Raw genomic sequence first — 17,198 nt, forward strand, 5'->3', positions numbered from 1 at the left:
GACTCAAAGAAATGGTCGCATTCGACGCCAATGAAGCGCTGACGCCATGCCGCGAGGGTCGCGGCATCGGGGCCATTCTGTTCGACCGCGAGCGGCTGCGGCAAGCCGAGGCCGACCTGTTCTCGCCCCAGCACTGGGGCAGCAAGGCCCGGCCGGTCGGCGAGGGTGGCCGTGGAAGCGCCTGGTTCATCGATGCGCCGTTCGGTACCAGCGTCCTGCGCCACTACCTGCGCGGCGGCCTGGCGGCGAAAATCAGCCATGACCAGTACCTCTGGCGCGGCGCCGATCGGACCCGCAGCTTCGCCGAATTCCGGCTGATGCGCGCATTGCGCGAGAAGAAGCTGCCGGTACCCCGGCCCCTGGCGGCGTTCTACATGCGCGAGGGCCTGCGCTACCGGGCGGCGATCCTGATGGAGCGGATCGAGGGCGTGCGCTCGCTGGCCGATCGCGCGCTGGTTGCCGGCCGTGGAGCGCCTTGGGAAGAAACCGGGCGATTGATCGCCCGCTTTCACCGGGCCGGGCTGGATCATGCCGACCTCAATGCGCACAACATCCTGTTCGATGGCAATGGTCATGGCTGGTTGATCGACTTCGACCGCGGGGTGATCCGCATCCCGGCCACCGCCTGGCGCGAGCGCAATCTGAAGCGCCTGCTGCGCTCGCTGGTCAAGCTGCGCGGCGAGCGCAGCATGGAAGACGTGCAGAAGGACTACATGCGGCTGCGCCGCGCCTATGACATGGCCTGGAACCGGGGCACCTGATGGACTGGTCGTTGCGTTTCCTCGGCGTCGGCAATGCGTCGGCGGTCGAGCTGGGCTCGCCGATGTCGGTGATCGAGCGCGAGGGGAGGCCGTGGCTGACCATCGATTGTGGTGGTGAGGGCCTGACCGCGTTCAAGGGCCACTACGGGCACATGCCGCAGGCGCTGTTCGTCACCCATGTGCACCTGGATCACGTGGCCGGCTTCGAACGGTTGTTCGTCGACACCTTCTTCAGTGGGCAGCGGCGCGGCAAGGTGCGCCTGTACGTGCCGGCGACGGTGGTGCCGCTCCTGCACAAGCGCATCGGCGATTACCCGAACGTGCTGGCCGAGGGCGGCGCCAACTTCTGGGACGCGTTCCAGCTGATCGTGGTGGGCGATGCGTTCTGGCACGAGGGCGTGCGCCTGGAAGTGTTTCCGGTGCGCCACCACTGGCCGGAGACTGCCTATGGCCTGCGCCTGCAGGGTGCGCTGACCTGGAGCGGCGATACCCGGCCGATTCCGGAAATGCTCGCCCGCTTCGCCGATGACAATGAGCTGATCGCCCACGACTGTGGCCTGCACGGCAACCCGTCGCATACCGGCGTGGATGATCTGGAGCGCGAGTACAGCGCTGAACTGCAGGCGCGGATGATGCTCTATCACTACGCCAGCAAAGCCGACGGCCAGGCGCTGGCCGCGCGTGGACACCGTGTGGCCCAGCCAGGGCAGTGCGTGCCGCTGGCCAATCCGACCGCCCCGCACGTCCTGGCCCAGGACCCGCCGTGAGCGCTGCCGGCCGGCCCGCCGATGCGGCGCTGGCTGCCGCACTGGAGGCGCTGGAGCGCGCCCTGCACGGGCCACATCTGCGCGGTGACCGCGAGCGCCTGGAGGCGCTGCTGGACGAGGATTTCAGCGAGATCGGCAGTTCCGGCCGCTGTTATGGGCGTGCCGCTGCGCTGCAGGAGATTCCGCAGGAGCGGGCGGAGGTTGAGATTGAATCGGGCGACTATGCCGTGTGGCTGCTGTCCGACGGCCTGGCACAGGTGCGCTACCGCAGCCGCTACCACGTTGGTGGCCAGGCCCAGGGCTGGGTGTTGCGCAGTTCGCTGTGGCGACGGCACGCGCAGGGATGGCGGGTGGTGTTCCACCAGGGCACGCCTGAAGCACGTTAGCGCCGGGCCATGCCCGGCGAAGAGCGCCAACCAAGGTTGGCAGCCACCAGAAGTGGGGCAGCGCCCGAAAAGGCGGTGGCCCCGCCGGCTGACCTCGGCGCCCGCGTCGATCGATACCGTTGCTGCCTTCCGGCCCTGGCGGGATTTTCGACCTAGCGTCGCGAGGGGCCGACGGGGCCACCATAGAGACGTTGGCCGCCCAGAAGGCGGCCAGTTCGCGGATCAGGGGAAGCAGCGCGCGTCGCGCCGGAGACCACAGCCGGACTGCGCATCGGCTGGCCGATGGCAGGCGCGTATTCTAGCCCAGGCATGCACGCCGGCGCCAGCTTCATGCGCTGAATCAGCTGTAACCCCTGACCGCAGGCAACGGCCCGGGCCAACCGGCGTTGCTAGAATGCCGGCCAGGAGGAACGACCTCCCCCACATCGGGAATCAATGACCAGGACGGCCTGGCCCTACCAAGAGGAGGGCTGTCATGGCCTGGATCTATCTGTTGTTCGCCGGCCTGCTGGAAATCGTCTGGGCCGTGTCCATGAAGCAGTCTGAAGGCTTCACCAGGCTCACCCCTACGGTGGTCACCATCATCGGCATGATCGCCAGCTTCTGGCTGCTTGCGGTGGCCATGCGCAGTCTGCCGCTGGGTACCGCTTATACGATCTGGACGGGCATCGGGGCGGTTGGCGCCTTCGTGGTCGGCATCGTGTTCCTTGGCGAGCAGGTCAGCCCGATGCGGATCGGTGCGGCGCTGCTGATCGTTTCCGGCCTGGTGCTGATGAAACTCTCGAGCAGCTGAATGCATTTAGTTGGGCGGAGAAAGGAATCTCCGCCTGCTGCAGGTATATGCATTTTCGGCAAAATCATTTTGTCCGCCCGTTTTATTTGACGTGCGTCATGAAAATAACGAGCTTGATTCACATGCCGCTGGCGCCATCGGCCGCACAGTGCCGCCATTCGTCATCCGAAATCGGGGAGTTTTCGCCTTGACGGACACGTTGGCCTGCCTGTTCCAGGTGCGGTCGCGTGAAGATGTGAAGATTTTCAGAAGTTAATGAAGCTAGGCCTTGTTCCCATGTCGGGAACCGGGGTGGGCCGCATTGTCTTCAAAAGAACCTGCCTGCAGTGCCATCCGGTCTTTTCATGGAGATTTACCGATGAACCGCATTTACCGTCTGGTTTTCAATCGTGCCCTCGGCGTAATGCAGGTTGCTTCGGAGGTCGCCCAGAATCCCGGCGGAAGCGCGGTCTGCGCAGGGCGGGTGCCGCGATTGCGGGCGCACCAGTTGGCGGTGGCATTGGCTGCCACGCTGGCCAGTGGTTCGGCGTTCGCGGCTTGCTCGACACCGGGACCGAATATCAACTGCACGGGTACCACCAACAACTTCGCGGATGCCACCAATGGTGTCAATGTAACCGTGGCGGCCGGCGCGAATGTAGGAAGCACTGCCGGCCTGGGCAACTCGATGACGTTGAGCGGTAACGGCATCCAGCTCACCAACAACGGCACGATCGGTACCAGCGTAGGTATTTTTGCCGCCTCCGGCGCGGTGCTGGGCAATGCGAGTGGCCAGACGATCACCGTCGACAACACTTCGACCGGCACCCTGCAGGGCTTCATCGATGTCGCCGCCCTGTTGGGTGCGAGTGGGCGTGCGCTGTCCGTGCAGAATGGCGCAAGTGGCGTCACCACGATCAACAACGCCGGCACCGTCAACATGAATTTCCTGCTGGGCGGAATCGGTACGGCCGATGCGCCGGCCATCGTCAGCTACGGCGGCGCGCGAACGGTTCTGAGCAATACCGGAGGGATTACCGGGCGGGTCGGTCTCGCCGGATCGGCGGCAGGCAATTCGGTGACCAACAGCGGCACGATCACCGGCAGCGTCTACCTCGGCGATTCCACGTTGGGGAATATCTTTACCGCCGTATCCGGGTCCAATGTGGCAACTGGGACCGGGGCGTCGGCGGGCATCGATGTGCTGGGCGGTATCTCGGTCTCGCTGGCAGCGGCCGGTACGGTCAACGCAGGTGTCGGTACTGGTGCAGCCAACAACACGCTGGTGCTGCAGAACAGCCCGACCGGCCCAGGCTCCGGCACCGGCGGGGCGCAGACCACGCTGGGCTGGAACCAGTACCTCAACTTCCAGCGGCTGACCGTCAACAGCGGTACATGGAACCTGCAGGGAGCCTGGACCGGAACCGGGCCCACGACGCTCAATGACGGTCTGGTCAATTTCAACAATGCTGCCTCCTTCGGCACCGGGCTGTTCACGGCCAACGGCGGTGCCATTGCCGCCTCCACGGCGGGCCTGAACCTGACCAACGCCTTCAACCTTGGCGGCAACCTTTCCCTCGGCGGAACCAATGCGTTCGGCCTGGGGGGCGTGCTTTCAGGCGCTGGCGGCCTGGCGGTCAACAACACCGGCATCGTCACCCTCGGCGGCGCGAACCTGTTCTCCGGCGGCGTCAACCTCAATGCCGGTGGCCTGCTGCTGGGCAATGCGGGTGCTCTCGGCTCAGGCACCCTCACCGTGGGTGGTCTGGCGTCGCTGGACACCACCGCCGCGTTCAACCTGAGCAACAACCTGATCGTCAGCGGGGGCGGCACGCTCAACCTGCTCGGCAACAACAGTCTCGGCCTCAACGGTTCGATCTCCGGCGCCGGCAACCTGGTCAAGGCGGGGCCGGGTACGCTCACCTTGAATGGTGCCAACCTGCTCACGGGCTCCTTCTCGGTCACCGGTGGTGCGCTGGCATTGGGCGCCGGTGGCAGCCTGTCGCCGACAAGTGCGATCTCGCTGAGCGCAGGGACCAACCTCGATCTCTCGGTTGCGGCCAGCCAGACCATCGGCTCACTCGCCGGATCCGGTGCGCTCAACCTCGGCGCGCACAGCCTCACCCTTGGTGGCCTGAACACCAGCACCAGCTTCTCCGGCGTCATCGGCGGTGTCGGCGGCGCGCTGGTCAAGGTCGGTACGGGTACCCAGACCCTGTCTGGTGCCAATACCTTCACCGGTGGCGTCGCGCTAAACGGCGGCGGCCTGCTGCTGGGCAATGCTGCTGCGCTGGGCAGCGGTGCACTCAGCGTCGGCGGCAACGTGACGCTCGATGGAACCACGGGAGCGCTTGCACTGGCCAACGCGGTCAACCTGGGGGCGGGCAGCATCCTCAATCTGCCCGGCAACCAGGCGCTGACGTTCAACGGCGTGATCGGGGGCACCGGCAGCCTGGTCAAGAATGGGGCGACCACGCTGACACTCAACGGTGCAAATACCTTTGGTGGTGGGCTGGGGCTCAATGCCGGTGGCCTGGTCCTGGGCAATGCCGGCGCGCTCGGAACCGGCACGTTGAATGTTGGCGGTGTGACAACGCTCGATGCCAGCGCGGCGCTGAGCGTGGGCAATGGCATCAACCTCGGTGCAGGTGGCCTGCTCAATGTACTGGGCAGCAATGCACTGACGCTGGGCGGCTCCATCGGTGGTACCGGCAGCCTGGTCAAGAACGGTGCTGCCACGCTGACGCTGGGCGGCGCGAATACCTTCACCGGCGGTCTGGCGATCAATGCCGGCAAGGTCGCGGTGGGCAGCGGCGGAAGCCTGGCGGCCGGTGGTGCGGTCAACCTGACCGGCGTTGGCGCGGACCTGGACATCTCGCTCGGCGGCAACCAGACCATCGGCGCGCTGTCCGGTATCGCCGGCAGCACGGTGACGCTGGGCAGCAGCACGCTCACCTTCGGTGATGCCACAAACCAGACGTTCGCGGGCGTGATCGCCGGTACCGGCGGCCTGGTCAAGCAGGGCACGGGCATCCAGACGCTGAGCGGCACCAACACCTTCAGTGGGGGCGTGAATCTGGCGGCGGGCGGCCTGCTGCTGGGCAACAACAGTGCGATCGGCAGCGGTGCGTTGACGGTCAGTGGAAACGGTACGCTCGATGGCTCGGCCGCACTGAACCTCGGCAATGCCATCAACCTGAGTGCGGCGCTGACCCTGCCGGGCAGCCAGAACCTCACGTTGGGCGGCAACATCACCGGCACCGGCAGCCTGACCAAGAACGGTGCCTCGCTGCTGACCTTGAATGGCACCAACACTTTCAGCGGGGGACTGAATCTCAACGCGGGCGGCTTGTTGCTTGGCAATGGCGGCGCGCTTGGCACTGGTGCCCTGAACGTGAGTGGCAGTGCGTCGCTTGACGGCAGCGCGGCGCTGAGCCTGGCCAACAATGTGACCCTGGGCAGTGGGGCTGTGCTGTCGCTGCCGGGTTCGCAGGCGATCACGCTCGGCGGGGTGGTTTCCGGAGCCGGTGGCCTGGTCAAGAACGGCGCCAGCACGCTCACGCTCAACGGCGCCAACAACTTCGCCGGTGGGCTGACGCTCAACGGCGGTGGCCTGATGCTGGGCAACGCTGGCGCACTGGGAACCGGGTTGCTTGCCGTGGGCGCGAACGCGACCCTGGGCAGCACGGTGGCATTGAACCTGGGCAATGCCATCGATCTCGACGCCGGTGCGCAACTGAGCCTGACCAGCAATGAGAATGTTGCTCTGGGCGGACTGATCACCGGCACCGGTGGCCTGATCAAGACCGGCACTGGCGTGCTGTCGTTGAACAACAGCAACACCTTCAGTGGTGGCCTGGCGCTGAACGCGGGCGGCCTGTCGGTTGGCGCCAGCGGTGCACTGGGGACCGGTGCGCTGAACATCGGCGGCAATGTTTCGCTGGATGCGAGTGCGCCGGTTTCGCTGGTCAATGCAGTGAACCTGGGCGCCAACACGCTGACCCTGCCGGGCAGCAACAACCTCACCCTGAGCGGCGTGGTGGGGGGAACCGGTGGCCTGATCAAGAACGGCGCCTCGACGCTGACCCTGTCCGGTGCCAATACCTTCCTCGGTGGCGCTACGGTCAACGCCGGTACGCTGGCGCTCGGCGCGGGAGGCAGTCTTGCCGCCGCCGGTGCGGTGGACCTCGCCGGTGCCGGCGCGACGCTGGACATCTCCGCGGCGGGTGCAGGGCAGACCATCGGTGCATTGAACGGCATCGCCGGCAGCCATGTGGCGCTGGGCACGCAGACGCTGACCTTCGGCGGCGCCGGCAACGGCAGCTTTGCCGGTCTCATCGATGGCAGTGGTGGATTGATCAAGGCTGGCGCGGGCGTGCAGACGCTGTCCGGAGCCAATACCTTCAGTGGCGGCGTCGCGCTCGATGCTGGCGGCCTGATCCTCGGCAATGCCGGGGCGTTGGGTACGGGGGCGCTGGGCATTGGCGGCAACGTCAGCCTGGACACGACGGCTGCGCTGGATCTGGCCAATGCGGTGAACTTCGGCGCGGGTTCGCAGCTGACGCTGGGAGGCAGCAATGACCTCAGCCTGGCGGGCGTGCTGGCCGGTGGCGGCAGCCTGGTCAAGAACGGTACGGGCCTGCTGACGCTCAACAACACCAATACCTTCGGTGGTGGCCTGACCTTGAACGGTGGTGGCCTGGTGGTCGGTGCGAACGGCGCACTCGGTTCCGGCGCGCTGGCGGTGAATGCCAGTACCACGCTGGATGCAGGCGCCGCGGTGACACTGGGCAATGCAGTCACGCTGGGCTCGGGCGTTGCACTGACATTGCCGGGCAGCAATGCGTTGACGCTGTCGGGTGTGATCGACGGCAATGGCAGTCTGATCAAGAACGGTGCCACCACGTTGACGCTGTCCGGTACCAATACCTACACAGGAGGTACCACCATCAACGCCGGCACACTGGCGCTGGGGGCGGGTGGCAGCCTTGCCGCAGCGGGTGATGTCACGCTGGGCGCAGGCGCTGGCTTCGATATCTCCGGTGCCGGTGGCAGCCAGACCATCGGTGCGCTCAACGGTGCGGGTGGAAGCACGCTGGCGCTGGGCGCAAACTCGCTGACCTTCGGCACAGCGACGAACGCCGCGTTCGATGGCGTGATCAGTGGCGGCGGCGGTCTGGTCAAAGTGGGCGCGGGCGTGCAGACGTTGTCCGGTGCCAACACGTTTGGCGGCGGCGTGACGCTCAACGCAGGCGGGCTGGTGCTCGGCAACGACGCGGCGCTGGGTACCGGTGCATTGACCGTCGGCGGTGCCGCCACGCTGGACACCACCGGCCTGGCAACGCTGGCCAACAACATCGCGCTCAATGCCGGGCTGACCGTGCTCGGCAGCAATGCGCTGACACTCAACGGTGTCCTTTCCGGGGCTGGCAGCCTGACCAAGAATGGCGTCGCGACGCTGACCTTGAACGGCATCAACACCTACACCGGTGGCACCAACATCAATGCCGGCACGCTGGCGCTGGGTGCCGGTGCCAGCCTGGCGGCGAGTGGTACCGTCAACCTCGCCACCGGTGCCACGCTGGATCTATCTGCCGGCAGCGGCACGCAGGTGTTCGGTACGCTGGTCGGCAACGGTACGGTGAACCTTGGTGCCAACTCGATCGAAGTCGGCGGTGCCACCAATGGCACGTTCAGTGGCTCGATTGCTGGCACGGGTGGCCTGACCAAGGTCGGTTCGGGCATTGAAACGCTGACCGGCACCAATACCTATACCGGCGGCACCTTCATCAACGCCGGCACGCTGGCGATTGGTCCGGGTGGCAGCCTGGCTGCGGACGGGGCGGTGACGCTCACTGCGGCGGGAACCGGCTTCGACATCTCGGCGTCCGGCGCCAGCCAGACGATTGGTTCGCTGGCCGGCGTGAGCGGCTCCACGGTCAGCCTGGGCGCGCAGTCGCTGATCCTCGGCGGCATCGGCAACAGCGTGTTCGACGGTGCGATTTCCGGCACCGGCGGCCTGGTCAAGAATGGCGCCGGCATCCTCACGCTGGGTGGCGCCAATCTGTTCAGTGGTGGCGTTGCACTCAACGGCGGTGGCCTGATGGTCGGCAACAACGCTGCGCTCGGCACTGGTGCGCTGACGGTGGGCGGCAACGCGACGCTGGATGCAACGACAGGCGTCAGCCTGGCCAACAACATCGGGCTTGCAGCGGGCGTCAACCTCGACCTGCTCGGCAGCCAGGCGCTGACACTGGGCGGTGTGATTTCGGGTACCGGTGGCCTGATCAAGAACGGTGCGGCTACCGTGACCCTGACCGGTGCGAATACCTACACCGGAGGCACCACCATCAACAGCGGCACGCTGGCCATCGGTGCTGGTGGCAGCCTGGCGTCGACCGGTGCGGTGAACCTGGCCGGTTCCGGCACCCTCGACATTTCGGCCGGCAACCAGAGCATCGGCTCGCTTGCAGGTGTGGCCGGCAGCACCGTGGCCCTCGGTGGCAGCTCATTGAGCCTGGGCGGCACGGTGGACAGCACCTTCAATGGCGCGATCAGCGGCAACGGTGGTTTGATCAAGAACGGCGCTGGCGTGCAGACGCTCAATGGTGCGAGCACCTTCAGTGGTGGCGTAACGCTCAATGCCGGCGGCCTGGTGGTCGGCAACAATGCTGCACTGGGCACCGGCGCGGTAACGGTGGGGGGTAATGCCACGCTCGATTCGAACACCGCGGTGACGCTGGCCAACAACTTCATCCTCAACAACGGGTTGACTGTACTCGGCAGCAACAACCTCACCCTCAACGGCAGCCTGAGCGGCACTGGTTCGCTGACCAAGGACGGCGCGGCGACGCTGACCTTGAACGGTACCAATACCTATACCGGTGGCACCTTCATCAATGCCGGTACGCTGGCATTGGGCGCTGGCGCGAGCCTGTATGGCAGTGGCATCGTCAACCTGGCTTCGGGCGCGACCTTCGACCTGTCGGCGGGCAGCGGCACGCAGCAGTTCGGCACCCTGGTCGGCAACGGTACGGTGAATCTGGGCGGCAACACCTTGACCATTGGTGGTCCCGTCAATGGCACTTTCGGTGGTTCGGTGGGGGGGACCGGTGGGCTGATCAAGGAGGGCAGCGGCACCCAGACCCTGACCGGAGCCAATACCTTCACCGGAGGCACCACCATCAATGCGGGCACGCTGGCGATTGGCGCCGGTGGCAGCCTGGCATCGAATGGCGCGGTGACATTGGCCAATGCCGGTACAGCGTTCGACATTTCTGCCGGTGGTGCGCAGAGCATCGGATCATTGGCCGGTGTTGCCGGCAGTACGGTCGCGCTCGGCGGCAGCACACTGACCCTCAATGGCGTGGGCAACACCACCTTCGCTGGTGACATTACCGGCACCGGCGGGTTGGTGAAGAACGGGGCGGGTGTGCAGGCCCTGACCGGCGCGAACACGTTCAGTGGCGGCGTGGCACTCAACGCCGGTGGCCTTGCCTTGGGCGACAACGCTGCACTGGGAACCGGCACGCTGACCGTGGGTGGCGACGCCAGTCTGGACGGCACCAGCGCGCTGACGCTGGCCAATACCGTGCAGCTGGCCAGCGGCACGTTGACTCTGGCCGGCAGCAACGCGCTGACCTTGAACGGCCCGATCAGCGGCGCTGGCGGCCTGCTCAAGGATGGCGCAGCAACGGTCACGCTGGGCGGTGCCAGCACCTATAACGGTACCACCACCATCAACAGCGGCACGCTGGCGGTGGCGGCCGGTGGCAGCCTGTCGGGTGCGAGCACGGTGAACCTGACTGGCGCCGGCACGTTGGACATCAGTGCCGGTGGCAGCCAGAGCATCGGAGGCCTGGCCGGCGTAACCGGATCCAGCGTGGTGCTGGGCGGTGCGACCCTGACCACGGGCGGCAACAACGGCAGCACCACCTTCGGCGGTGTGCTCAGTGGCACCGGCGGCCTGGTGCAGAGCGGCACCGGCACGCTGACCCTGGGCGGCGACAATGTGTATACGGGCGGCACCACCATCAATGGTGGCAGCACGCTGCAGATTGGCAACGGTGGCAGCACCGGCTCGGTGCTGGGCGACATCACCAACAACGGCAGCCTGGTCTACAACCTGGGCAGCACCGCAATCGTGGGCGGCGTGGTCAGTGGCAGCGGTGGCCTGACCCAGGCCGGCAGCGGCACGCTGGTGCTGACCGGCAACAACACCTATACCGGCGGCACCACCATCAATGCCGGCGGTACGCTGCAGATCGGCAACGGCGGTGCGACGGGTGCGATTGTTGGTGACATCACCAACAACGGTGCGCTGGTATCCAATGTGGCCGGCAACACCACGCTGGATGGCACCATCAGCGGCAGCGGCGGCCTGACTCAGGCCGGCGCCGGCACGCTGACCCTGACCGGCAACAACACCTATACCGGCGGCACCACCATCAACGCCGGTGGCACGCTGCAGGTCGGCAATGGCGGCGCGGCTGGCGCCATCACCGGCAACGTCGCCAACAACGGCAGCCTGGTCTTCGACGTGGCGGGCAACACCACGGTCGGCGGCGCGATCAGTGGCAGCGGTGGCCTGACCCAGGCGGGTAGCGGTGTGCTGACCCTGGTCGGCAACAACACCTACTCCGGCGGCACCACCATCAATGCCGGCGGCACGCTGCAGGTCGGCAACGGTGGTGCGACCGGCGCCATCGCTGGTGACATCACCAACAATGGTGCGTTGATTTCCAACGTGGCTGGCAACACCGCGCTGGGCGGCACCATCAGCGGCAGTGGCGGCCTGACCCAGGCTGGTAGCGGTACGCTGCTGCTGACCGGCAACAACACCTTCACCGGCGGTACCACCATCAATGCCGGCGGCACGCTGCAGCTGGGCAATGGTGGTGCGACCGGTTCGATCGTGGGTGACATCACCAACAACGGCACGCTGCTGTCGAACGTGGCCGGCAACACCACGCTGGGCGGCACCATCAGCGGCAGCGGCGGCCTGACCCAGGCCGGCAGCGGCACGCTGACCGTGACCGGCAACAACACCTATACCGGCCCGACCACCATCAACGCCGGCGGTACCCTGCAGGTCGGCAATGGCGGCGCCACCGGTGCGATCGGCGGCAGTGTGACCAACAACGGCAGCCTGGTGTTCAACGTGGGTGGCAACACCACCGTCGGCGGCGCCATCAGTGGCAGCGGCGGCCTGACCCAGGCTGGCAGCGGCACGCTGATCCTGGGCGGTAACAACACCTATACCGGCGGCACCACCATCAACACCGGCGGCACGCTGCAGGTTGGCAACGGCGGCGCGAGCGGATCGATCGCCGGCAACATCAGCAACAACGGCAGCCTGGTGTTCAACGTGGGTGGCAACACCACCGTGGGTGGCACCATCAGTGGCAGCGGTGGCCTGACCCAGGCTGGCAACGGCACCATTACGCTTACCGGGAACAACACCTATACCGGTGGCACGACCATCAATGCGGGCGGCACCGTGCAGGTGGGCAACGGTGGGGCCAGCGGTTCAATCACCGGCAACATCACCAACAACGGTGGCCTGGTCATCAACACCGGTGGCACCACCACGCTGGGCGGCACCATCAGCGGTGGCGGCAGCATCGTGCAGGCAGGTCCGGGCGGCCTGAACCTCGGCGGCAACAGCGGTGGTTTCAGCGGCACCGGCCAGGTCACCGGCGGTGGCCTGAATGTCACCGGCAACATCGGCGGCCAGTGGACCATCGGCAGCGGCACCACGCTGTCCGGCACCGGCACCATCGGTGGTACCGGCGGTGGCGTGACGGTATCCAGCGGTGGCGTGCTGTCGCCGGGCAATGGCCCGGGCAATGGCAGCGGTGCGGGCAACGGCACCGGCACGATCACGGTGGGTGGCAACCTGACCTTGTCGCCGGGCAGCACGCTGGGCATCGATCTGGGTGCCACCGGCAGCGACACGGTGCAGGTGGGTGGCAGTGCCAACGTGGGTGGCAGCACCGTGCAGGTGAACACCATTTCGCCGAGCACCAGCTACCAGCAGGGCCAGCAGTACACCGTGATCAATGCGGGCGGTGGCGTAAGCGGGCAGTTCGCTTCGGCTAAGACGCCGTCGGCCTTCCTGACCATCACTCCGGTCTACACGGCGAACACGGCCAATCTGCAGATCGATGTGGCGCAGACCGCGGCCTTCACCACGGCGGCGAAGACGCGCAACCAGTACAACACCGCTGCAGCGCTGGACAGCCTGCCGCAGAGTGGCTCGGCACTGGGGCTGTACAACACGCTGCTGATGTATGACGCGGGTACCGCGCGCGCGGCGTTCGACCAGCTGTCCGGTGAAGTGCATGCGGCCAGCCGTGCGGTGCTGCTGTATGACAACTACCTGGAAGAAGGCATCCGCCAGCGTCTGGGCAGCGAGCTTCCGACCGTGCGCGGCGAGCGCGCGTCGGCCTGGCTGGCCGGCAGTGGCAAGGTGTTCCGCCAGGACGGTGACGGCAACGGCGATGACATCCGCTCCAACCGCAATGCGCTGATGGCAGGCGTGGACTGGCAGCTGGGCGAGCACGTGGTGCTGGGTGCAGCGGCCGGCAACGAACGGCTGGATACGCGCCTGTACGATCGCAGCTCGCGGGCCCGACTGCGTGGCAACACCTTCGGCCTGTATGCACAGGGCCAGTGGAGCAACGGCTTCGCGGTCGGTGGCAGCGTATCGCGCGGTGACTACCGCACGCGTACCACGCGTGAGGTGCCGCTGCTGGGCCAGACCCTGTACAGCCGCCAGGATTCGGACGTGACCATCGCCCAGGTGGAAGGCAGCTGGACCTGGACCCGCGGCAGGACCCAGCTGCAGCCGTATGTGCAGTTCACCAAGCACTGGGTCGACAGTGATCGTGCGGTGGAACAGGGCGGCAGTGCTGCGCTGGTGCTGGAGGGCGGCAAGGACACGCTCAATGTCAGCACCGTGGGCGTGCGTGGGCGCTGGGACGTGGGCAGTGGCGAGCGCTTCCCGGCGCAGCTGACGGTCGGCCTCGGCTGGCAGCATGCATCGGGCGATACCGACGTGGCCAGCCGCAACCGCTTCGCGGTCGGTGGCAACGCGTTCGATGTGTACAGCGCGGTGATGGCACGCAATGCGCTGGTCAGCCAGCTGGGCGTGGCGGTCGGCCTGGGCCGCAACAGCCAGCTGTCGATGTTCGTGCAGGGCCAGCACGGCGATGGTCGCCGCGATGTTGGTGGTCAGATCAACCTGCGCGTCGGATTCTGAGCAGGGGATGCCAGCGGCAGATCCACGCCTGCGTGGATCTGCCGGCTGCGGGAGCCTACAGCACCCGTTCCATTTCCACGGCGTCGATCCCGGCGCCGTGGCCATCGGGCACCACACGTGTCACCTGGAAGCCCAGACCGGCGTAGAAGCCCTGGGTGTGCTGGCTGGTACTGAGTGTGATGCGATTGATGGCTGGATCAGTTTCGGCCTGACGCAGGCGCGCCAGCGCCAGTTCGCGCCCCAGCCCCTGCCGGTGCAGCGCGCGCTTCACCATGCCCCAGCAGAAACCGGCACTGCCATCACCGCGTCGCGACAGGCCGCCACAGGCCACGAGGCTGCCATCGCGCTCGATGACCTGGAATGCACAGTCCATTGCCTGCTCACGCAGGAAGCGTTCAAAGTCGCTGCGCTCTTCGGGCGCGAAGTAGGTGGGTACGTTGCTGTCGAAAATCGACAGGCAGGCGGTTACGTCACTGCGGCAGTAGGGGCGGGGTGTCATGAAGGAACGTCAGGGTGGTGGCGGACACATTGTGCGCGAGGTCCGTGCCATTGATGTCTGAACATGGCGAGCCCGGAAACCGGTTCGGAGGCAGACTGCAGGTCCCCGTCATCAGGAGGTTCCATGTCCAACGCTCACGCCAGTTTCGTGCAACTCCACCACGGCGCCGATCTTTACGTGCTGCCCAACGTATGGGATGCCGGTGGCGCCCGCCTGGTCCAGCAGCAGGGCGCTCGCGCGGTGGGAACATCGAGTGCTGCGATGGCGTGGTCCTGCGGTTATGCCGATGGCGGTGCGCTGCCTGATACCGCGCTGCTGCAGCGGGTCTCCGAAATCGCTCGTGTGGTCTCGTTGCCGGTCACGGTCGATATCGAGGACGGCTACAGCGATGTTCCCGATGCGGTCGCTGCGCGGGTGCTGCGCCTGGTGGAGGCGGGTGCGGTCGGGATCAACATCGAAGACGGCGCCGGCAGTCCTGCGGCGCTGGTGGACAAGATCACTGCCATCCGCTCGGCGCTTTGCGGGCGATCGCTTTTCATCAATGCGCGCACCGATGTGTATCTGCGCAGCCTGGCCGGAGGTGATGAGGCAGTCAGGATGAGCATCGATCGGCTGCAGGCCTATGCACGTGCCGGTGCCGACGGCGGCTTTGTGCCGGGGCTGCGTGCGCTGGACGAGGCTGATGCGGTTGCCAGCGCCGTGCCGCTGCCCCTCAACCTCATGTGGCTGCCTGGAATTGCGTCGCTTGCTGCGCTGTCGCAGGCCGGCGTGCGGCGGCTGAGTGCAGGGCCCGCGTTGTTCATGCACGCATGGGCGGCGACGGTTGCGGCGACCACGGATTTTCTCGGCGGCACGATGGCGATGCCCGAGGGCGCACCGGGGTATGCGGCCTTGAACCACCTGTTCAGCGAAGGGTGAGGGTGCTGGGGACGGGAGCAGCGGGAGGCTGGGGCATGGGCGGATAGTCGATTCGACCGGGCCGAGTCATCCACGCATGGTGTGGATCTACTGATGCAGCTGGAGGAACAAGCCCCTCTGTTGAGGGGCTGCCCCGACAGGGGCGGGGAGAGAGGGGGATTGTCGGGTGCATCCATGCACCCGATCCCGATACGCGTTGCGCCTCGGGACCCGCCTGCGGCGGTCCGGTTCTGCTCCTGCAGAACCGTCGAACCCCGGCGTGGCTTCTCACCACCCATCCCATCCGCCAGACAAACGCAAAAGGGCCACCCTGTGGGCGGCCCTTTTGCGTTTATCTGGCGGAGAGAGGGGGATCGGATCGACCCGAACCTAATCCCTTGACCCTGCAACAGATCGCAAACCGGACATGTGTCCTGTGTTGTGTCCTGCCCATCATAGCCGTCCACTGGCCGGCATTGTGCAAGGGTGATAGATGTCTACCAAGACAGCGGAGGCGCCGCCGTAAGGACATTGGTTGCGATGCTCAGACAGGCAGTGAAGAGACTGGAAAGCTGAATGGGGCCCTCTTGCATTGGGCGTTGGAGGTCATATGATCAGCGACATGAAGCAATTCTTTAGCCAGTTCACCATCGCCAAGCGAGGGCAGAAGGACACCTTCTACGAGGTCAACCGTGACGGTGCCCTTGTGCTTAACCGTGATGGGCTTCTTAAGTCTGGCCGCATGAAGCGTCAGCTGGACGCCGCACGTGATCTTCGCGACCTCAAGGTTGCCAAGGAAAAGGGTTCGTCCTCCAAATGACGAGCTTGGCCCTGCTGGCCGTCCTCTTGGCGGCGGGCTGGTATTTTTATCGGCAGTGGCGATACACGCGATTTGAGGCACTCCACCATCCGGGGCACCCTCAGTATTTCGGCGCTGCTCTCTGCTCGGTTTACTTGTTCGGCATCAGCGCCGGGCTGCATGCGTTGGCGTTGCGGCATTCCACCTACAGCTTGTATCTAGGCAAGCTCCAGGGGATGTTGCCCCTTCAGATAAGTGATAAGCAGTCGGCTGAAGGGCTGACTCTGCATCTCGCGATCACTCTGTGGTGTCTACTCCTTGGGGCCTCGCTTCCAATCCTGCTCAATGTTCCGTTGGTCCGAACCCGATCACTCGCCCAGTTGATCGCCTCACGTCACGGCGCGATTGACGCCATCGAGAGCCTTGCTATCAAGTGCGAAGAAGATGGCACGCTGGTTGCGTTGACCCTAGACAACAGCAAGGTCTACGTCGGCCTGTTGGACGAGTTCACGGGTCCGAGAGTGGGTAAGGAGTGGGTGGGCATGACCCCTGTTGCGTCAGGCTACAGGGATGACAAAGGTAAGCTGGTCTTCACGACCTACTACGACATCAAGCTGCCGGATGACGCGACCATGGAGATATTTCAGGTCATAGTCTCGATGAAGCAAATCATCTCCGCGCAGGCCTTCGATCTGGAGCTCTACAAACAGTTCCAGCAGCCTGAGGCTCATACTCAAGCCGTGGCGGACAGGAAAGAGCTTGCTCCCCAGCGATCTTCCCTGGTTGTGGACAATACCCGGCACGCCTTCTATCTGGGACTGCCCATTCTCCTGCTTTTGTCGCCTTACGTCGGATTGAAGTCCGCCATTGGTGGACTGAGCATGGTCATTGCTGCAGGTCTGTCCTGTCTAGCAGCTGAGAAGCTACGACGACGGCAGGTGAAGCCTGGAGCGGACGTCAATTCCACTCCCCTGGAAACGGATGAAGTGCATTTCGTATAGCCAGCTCCAGAGCGCGATTCCACGAAGCATTGGATGGCAAGCGAAGAGCCGCG

General features: G+C 65.7%; 9 protein-coding genes and 1 other RNA gene. 8 read left to right on the forward strand and 2 right to left on the reverse strand.

Translation table 11 applies throughout. The features are described 5' to 3' along the window. The first annotated feature begins 11 nt into the window (after positions 1-11). The 3 genes from AC13GA_RS02970 to AC13GA_RS02980 are packed head-to-tail and all read left to right on the forward strand — an operon-like array spanning position 12 to position 1,914. Positions 12-761 carry a 3-deoxy-D-manno-octulosonic acid kinase gene (locus tag AC13GA_RS02970; protein ID WP_046982832.1) on the forward strand — a complete coding sequence of 250 codons (750 nt, stop codon included), beginning with the start codon at positions 12-14 and terminating at the stop codon, positions 759-761. Beyond that, positions 761-1,528 (forward strand): MBL fold metallo-hydrolase, encoded by a 768-nt coding sequence (locus AC13GA_RS02975; protein ID WP_136639930.1) that lies wholly within the window; start codon positions 761-763, stop codon positions 1,526-1,528. The genes AC13GA_RS02970 and AC13GA_RS02975 overlap by 1 nt, the downstream gene beginning before the upstream one ends. Then, positions 1,525-1,914, forward strand: a complete 390-nt coding sequence (locus tag AC13GA_RS02980) for a nuclear transport factor 2 family protein (RefSeq protein ID WP_482997486.1) — start codon at positions 1,525-1,527, stop codon at positions 1,912-1,914. The genes AC13GA_RS02975 and AC13GA_RS02980 overlap by 4 nt, the downstream gene beginning before the upstream one ends. 78 nt (positions 1,915-1,992) lie before the next feature. Here AC13GA_RS02980 and ffs read toward each other — a convergent pair. Beyond that, positions 1,993-2,089: signal recognition particle sRNA small type (gene ffs, locus AC13GA_RS02985), an RNA gene on the reverse strand. A gap of 300 nt (positions 2,090-2,389) precedes the next feature. On the opposite strand from ffs, the gene AC13GA_RS02990 reads away from it, so the two are divergent. Both AC13GA_RS02990 and AC13GA_RS02995 read left to right on the forward strand, forming a co-directional pair. After that, entirely contained in the window at positions 2,390-2,707 is a 318-nt protein-coding gene (locus AC13GA_RS02990; protein WP_046982829.1) for a DMT family transporter, read from the forward strand. A gap of 358 nt (positions 2,708-3,065) precedes the next feature. Beyond that, on the forward strand, positions 3,066-13,949 hold the full coding sequence (locus AC13GA_RS02995; RefSeq protein ID WP_482997487.1) for an autotransporter-associated beta strand repeat-containing protein: 10,884 nt from the start codon (positions 3,066-3,068) through the stop codon (positions 13,947-13,949). 55 nt (positions 13,950-14,004) lie between these two features. On the opposite strand, the gene AC13GA_RS03000 is transcribed toward AC13GA_RS02995, so the two are convergent. Continuing rightward, positions 14,005-14,448: a GNAT family N-acetyltransferase gene (locus AC13GA_RS03000; RefSeq protein ID WP_046982827.1), complete on the reverse strand. Its 444-nt coding sequence runs from the start codon at positions 14,446-14,448 to the stop codon at positions 14,005-14,007. 123 nt (positions 14,449-14,571) lie between these two features. Between AC13GA_RS03000 and AC13GA_RS03005 the strand changes: the two genes are divergently transcribed. The 3 genes from AC13GA_RS03005 to AC13GA_RS03015 all read left to right on the forward strand — a co-directional run bounded on the left by AC13GA_RS03005 (position 14,572) and on the right by AC13GA_RS03015 (position 17,145). Then, positions 14,572-15,366, forward strand: coding sequence for an isocitrate lyase/PEP mutase family protein (locus AC13GA_RS03005; protein ID WP_046982826.1), 795 nt, complete (start codon positions 14,572-14,574; stop codon positions 15,364-15,366). Positions 15,367-15,955: 589 nt separating this feature from the next. Further along, on the forward strand, positions 15,956-16,165 hold the full coding sequence (locus AC13GA_RS03010) for a hypothetical protein (RefSeq protein ID WP_080150763.1): 210 nt from the start codon (positions 15,956-15,958) through the stop codon (positions 16,163-16,165). Then, entirely contained in the window at positions 16,162-17,145 is a 984-nt protein-coding gene (locus AC13GA_RS03015) for a hypothetical protein (protein ID WP_482997488.1), read from the forward strand. The genes AC13GA_RS03010 and AC13GA_RS03015 overlap by 4 nt, the downstream gene beginning before the upstream one ends. Positions 17,146-17,198: the final 53 nt, after the last annotated feature.

The sequence above is a fragment of the Stenotrophomonas sp. 22DLJC03 genome (assembly GCF_056861405.1).